This window comes from Streptomyces sp. NPDC002537 (genome assembly GCF_053594975.1).
On the sequence record NZ_JBSFWT010000171.1, the window covers coordinates 1 to 4,996 of the forward strand.

Annotated in this window: 4 protein-coding genes and 1 pseudogene; 1 reads left to right on the forward strand and 4 read right to left on the reverse strand. The window is 71.6% G+C overall.

What is annotated here, in order from left to right; all coding sequences use genetic code 11:
• The 4 genes and pseudogenes from ACWD4A_RS35045 to rsmI all read right to left on the reverse strand — a co-directional run.
• Nucleotides 1-428, reverse strand: a pseudogene (locus ACWD4A_RS35045) (hypothetical protein); the annotation flags it as partial.
• A 97-nt stretch (nt 429-525) separates the two neighbouring features.
• On the reverse strand, nt 526-1,434 hold the full coding sequence (locus ACWD4A_RS35050) for a TatD family hydrolase (RefSeq protein WP_451200486.1): 909 nt from the start codon (nt 1,432-1,434) through the stop codon (nt 526-528).
• A gap of 35 nt (nt 1,435-1,469) precedes the next feature.
• Nucleotides 1,470-1,928, reverse strand: coding sequence for a hypothetical protein (locus ACWD4A_RS35055; RefSeq protein ID WP_451200487.1), 459 nt, complete (start codon nt 1,926-1,928; stop codon nt 1,470-1,472).
• A gap of 163 nt (nt 1,929-2,091) precedes the next feature.
• Nucleotides 2,092-2,970: a 16S rRNA (cytidine(1402)-2'-O)-methyltransferase gene (gene rsmI / locus ACWD4A_RS35060; protein WP_451200489.1), complete on the reverse strand. Its 879-nt coding sequence runs from the start codon at nt 2,968-2,970 to the stop codon at nt 2,092-2,094.
• Nucleotides 2,971-3,081: 111 nt separating this feature from the next.
• On the opposite strand from rsmI, the gene ACWD4A_RS35065 reads away from it, so the two are divergent.
• Nucleotides 3,082-4,884 carry an ABC-F family ATP-binding cassette domain-containing protein gene (locus ACWD4A_RS35065; RefSeq protein WP_451200491.1) on the forward strand — a complete coding sequence of 601 codons (1,803 nt, stop codon included), beginning with the start codon at nt 3,082-3,084 and terminating at the stop codon, nt 4,882-4,884.
• The last annotated feature ends 112 nt before the right edge of the window (nt 4,885-4,996 follow it).

Here is a 4,996-nt window from a genome sequence, read left to right on the forward strand (position 1 = left end):
ACTTCAGCGGCTCGGGCCGAGCCGACGGCCTCCTCGTCCGCTGGCTCGACGGCGAGACCTCGCTCTACGAAGGCACCACCGCGGACACCCTCGGCGACGACGGCGGGGTCGTCGTCGGCGGGCGCGGACCCGGTGTCCGGGCCCGTGGGCTGCCGGGGCAGGTGCGGCAGCGGGTGCAGGTCCTGCGGCTCGTACGCGGCCGGTTCGCGGCCGTACGCGGCGGCTTCGCGGGGCTCGGGCAGGAAGGGGTCGTACGGGCCCGCCACCGGTTCGTCGAGCCCGTAGAGATCGCCGGTCGCGGCGTACGGCACGTACGGGGCGTAGGCCCCGTAGGGCGTGGCGGGATCGTACGGGTCGTACAGGTCGTAGAGCGGTGCTTCAGCCGCACCGCTGCGTGCGGCACGGGGGCTGCCCGGTGCATGAGTCACGCGACACTCCCCTGGGTCGAGCTACGGCCCGGGACTGTAGCGGAGGGAGCGTCACTCTCCAAAGTCGTATCGTCACGTTGCGTCGTACAGGCATGCGTCAGTAACCGAACGCGCGAGCGGTGTTCGCGGCTACCGCCGTGGCCAGGGCGTCCTCCTCGATGCCCCGGTACCCGGCCATCGCCCGCAAAGTGACCGGAATGAGGTACGGCGCATTGGGCCGTCCGCGATACGGCATCGGCGTCAGGTACGGCGCGTCCGTCTCCACGAGCACCCGGTCCAGCGGGGTCACCGCGAGTGCGTCACGGAGGTGCTGGGCGTTCTTGAAGGTGACGTTCCCGGCGAAGGACAGGTAGTAGCCCGCCTCGGCGCAGATCTTGGCCATCTCGGCGTCGCCGGAGTAGCAGTGGAAGACCACCGTCGAGGGCGCGCCCTCCTCCTCCAGGACCCGCAGGACGTCGGCGTGCGCCTCCCGGTCGTGGATGACCAGGGCCTTGCCGTGCCGCTTGGCGATGTCGATATGGCGACGGAAGGAGTACTCCTGGGCGGCCATGCCCTCGGGGCCCGTACGGAAGAAGTCGAGGCCGGTCTCGCCGACACCGCGGACCTGCGGGAGGGCGGCCAGCTCGTCGATCCGCTCCAGCGCCGCGTCGAGGGCGGCATCGCCGCCGGGCTGCCGGATGCCCTGCCGGGACCAGCCGTCGGGGTCGCCCAGCACGATCCGGGGAGCCTCGTTGGGGTGCAGGGCCACGGTCGCCCAGACGCCGTCGTGGGCGGCGGCCGTCTCGGCGGCCCAGGCGGAACCGGCCAGATCGCAGCCGACCTGGATGACCGTCGTCACACCGACGGACGCGGCCTTGGCCAGCGCCTCTTCGGTAGTGGTCCCCTGCATGTCCAGGTGGGTGTGGGAATCGGCCACCGGCACCGCCAGCGGCTCCGGGAGAGGCGGAGGGACGTCCTTGTCGTTCTGCTTCCGCGCACTGCCGGAGGTGCCGCTGTTCGATGCCATGTCCGCGATTCTAGGGACCGCGGCGGAACGGCCTACTACTTCTGGTGCTGCTGGTGGTGGTGCTGGAAGGGGTGGAGCAGATCGGACAGGTGCCAGTGGTGCTTCTCGCCGTGCTCCGGCTCCGCACCGGGATCCCCGGGAGCCTGGCGGGTGGCGGGCACCGAGCGGCTGTCGGCCGGCTGGTGCAGGACGTGGGCCACCTCGGAGACCCGGCCGGACCGCATGATCCGGACGACGTGCTCGCCACAGTTGTCGCAGGTCGGGCGGGTCAGCGGGGACGGGACGCGCCGGCCGTCCGCGTAGTAGACGACGAACGGCTTGCCCTCGGCGTCCACGTGGTGCTGGATCTCGTACGACTGCTCCCAGCCGTGCCCGCACCGCATGCAGGCGAAGGAGTACGACTCGTGCCCTGGTTCGTGCACCCCGTGCTCATGCGCCGGGGTCTGGGTGGCTATCGGCCGGACACCACTCGAGGTTCCTGCGATCTCGCTCATGGCAGCTCCTCTTGTCCTCAAGGACAAGCTCTCTCCGGGAACGGACGTCCCACAACCAGGGAACGCCCTTCCCGGCGATCACGCAGCAGCCCTGTACCGAATTGGGGCAAACTTGGCGGCGCACTGTCCAAAGTGCCTGGCTGCGCGGCCTAAGCTTTGCCTTTCACGATAGCCCTTTACCCTCTGATGGGCCCTGCTGTGCGGCGTTTTTTGCCGCCACCACGGCATCGAACACGTCCCTCTTGGGTAGGCCTGCTTCCGCAGCCACGGCCGCGATCGCCTCCTTGCGGCGCTCCCCGGCCTCCTCCCTGATCCGCACCCGGCGGACGAGCTCCGCGGCGTCGAGCTCCTGCGGGCCGCGCTCCGCTGCGCCCTCCACCACGATGGTGATCTCGCCCCGCACACCCTCGGCCGCCCAGGCGGCCAGCTCCTTCAGCGGACCGCGCTTGACCTCTTCGTACGTCTTGGTCAGCTCCCGGCACACCGCCGCCCGGCGCTGCTCCCCGAACGCCTCGGCCATCGCGGCGAGGGTGTCGTCCAGGCGGTGCGGGGCCTCGAAGTAGACCAGCGTCCGGCGCTCGTCCGCGACCTCGCGCAGCCTGCCGAGCCGCTCGCCCGCCTTGCGCGGCAGGAACCCCTCGAAACAGAACCGGTCCACCGGCAGACCGCTCACCGCGAGCGCCGTCAGCACCGCGGACGGGCCCGGCACCGCGGTCACCTTGATGTCCCGCTCCACGGCCGCGGCCACCAGCCGATACCCCGGGTCGGAGACGGACGGCATGCCCGCGTCCGTGACCAGCAGCACCCGCGCCCCGCCCGCCAGCGCCTCCACCAGCTCGGGCGTCCGGGCCGACTCGTTGCCCTCGAAGTACGACACCACACGGCCCGTGGTGTGCACCCCCAGCGCCTGGGTCAGACGGCGCAGCCGCCGAGTGTCCTCCGCGGCGATCACCTCGGCGGCGGCGAGCTCGGCGGCCAGCCGAGGGGGCGCGTCGGCGACGTCGCCGATGGGGGTACCTGCGAGTACGAGCGTTCCGGTCACGACCCCATCCTCTCAGGGCCGCGCCCGGTCGGTCGTCGCGGCAAACCCGGCCCCGTGGGCCCGGGGGAGGGCGTGGGATGCTGAAAGGAGACCCACGCAGCTAGGAGCGGAATGGCCACGAACCTCGTCAATCTGGAAGCCGTCGACAAGGTGTACGGCACGCGTGCGCTGCTCGACGGCATCTCCCTCGGGGTGAACGAGGGCGACCGGATCGGCGTCGTCGGCCGCAACGGCGACGGCAAGACCACGCTCATCCGCATCCTCGCCAAGGTGGAGGAGGCCGACAAGGGCCGCGTCACCCACGCCGGCGGCCTGCACCTCGGCGTGCTCACCCAGCACGACTCCCTCGACCCGGCCGCGACCGTCCGGCACGAGGTCGTCGGCGACATGGCCGACCACGAGTGGGCGGGCAACGCCAAGATCCGCGACGTGCTCACCGGCCTGTTCGGCGGGCTCGACCTGCCCGGCTTCGACGGCGGGCTCGACACCGTCATCGGCCCGCTCTCCGGCGGCGAGCGCCGCCGCATCGCGCTCGCCAAGCTGCTGATCGCCGACCAGGACCTGATCGTCCTCGACGAGCCCACCAACCACCTCGACGTCGAGGGCATCTCCTGGCTGGCCCAGCACCTCCGGGCGCGCCGCTCGGCCCTCGTCTGCGTCACCCACGACCGCTGGTTCCTCGACCAGGTCTGCACCCGCATGTGGGACGTCCAGCGCGGCTCCGTCTTCGAGTACGAGGGCGGCTACAGCGACTACGTCTTCGCCCGCGCCGAGCGCGAGCGCATCGCCGCGACCGAGGAGACCAAGCGGCAGAACCTGATGCGCAAGGAGCTCGCCTGGCTGCGCCGCGGCGCCCCGGCCCGCACCAGCAAGCCGCGGTTCCGCATCGAGGCCGCCAACGAGCTCATCGCCGACGTGCCGCCGCCGCGCGACAGCGCCGAGCTGATGAAGTTCGCCTCCTCGCGCCTCGGCAAGACGGTCTTCGACCTGGAGAACGTCTCCGTCCAGGCCGGCCCCAAGGAGCTCATCAAGCACCTCACCTGGCAGCTCGGCCCCGGCGACCGCATCGGCCTCGTCGGCGTCAACGGCGCGGGCAAGACCTCGCTGCTGCGCGCCCTCGCCCAGGCGGCCCGCACGGAGGGCGAGGAGCAGCCCGCGGCCGGGAAGATCGTCGTCGGCAGGACCGTCAAGCTGGCCTACCTCTCGCAGGAGGTCGGCGAACTCGACCCCGCCAAGCGGGTGCTGGAGGCCGTCCAGCAGGTGCGCGACCGGGTCGACCTCGGCAAGGGCCGCGAGATGACCGCCGGGCAGCTCTGCGAGAAGTTCGGCTTCACCAAGGAGAAGCAGTGGACGCCCGTCGGCGACCTCTCCGGCGGTGAGCGGCGCCGCCTGCAGATCCTGCGGCTGCTGATGGACGAGCCGAACGTCCTCTTCCTCGACGAGCCCACCAACGACCTCGACATCGAGACCCTCACCCAGCTCGAGGACCTGCTCGACGGCTGGCCCGGGTCGATGGTCGTCATCAGCCACGACCGGTACTTCGTGGAGCGGACCACGGACCGGGTGTACGCGCTGCTCGGCGACAAGGCGCTGCGGATGCTGCCGCGGGGCCTGGACGAATACCTGGAGCGGCGACAGCGGGTCCTGGAGGCGGCCGCCGCTGCCGCTCCGGCGCCCGTGTCCTCGCCGGTCCAGCAGAAGTCGGCCGGTGACGCGCGCGCCGCGAAGAAGGAACTCCAGAAGATCGAGCGCCGCCTCGACCGCATCAGCGAGGCGGAGTCGAAGCTGCACACGCGGATCGCCGAGCAGGCGACCGACTTCGAAGCGGTGGCGAAGCTGGATGCGGAGCTGCGGGGGCTGGCGGCGGAGCGGGACGAACTTGAGCTGCGCTGGCTGGAATTGGCGGAGGACTAGGCCGCCGCACTTCGGCCGCGGGCCGGTTCGCCGCCTGCGGCGGGGGCGGCCTGCGGCCGCGTCCTCAAACGCCGGACGGGCTGATTTTGCGGGCGTGGTCCGTAGCCTGCGG

Bases quoted from the DNA above. Each gene is read 5' to 3' on its own strand.
- ACWD4A_RS35050 (WP_451200486.1), bottom strand. From the start codon at position 1,434: ATGGCATCGAACAGCGGCACCTCCGGCAGTGCGCGGAAGCAGAACGAC.
- ACWD4A_RS35055 (WP_451200487.1), bottom strand. From the start codon at position 1,928: ATGAGCGAGATCGCAGGAACCTCGAGTGGTGTCCGGCCGATAGCCACC.
- ACWD4A_RS35065 (WP_451200491.1), top strand. From the start codon at position 3,082: ATGGCCACGAACCTCGTCAATCTGGAAGCCGTCGACAAGGTGTACGGC.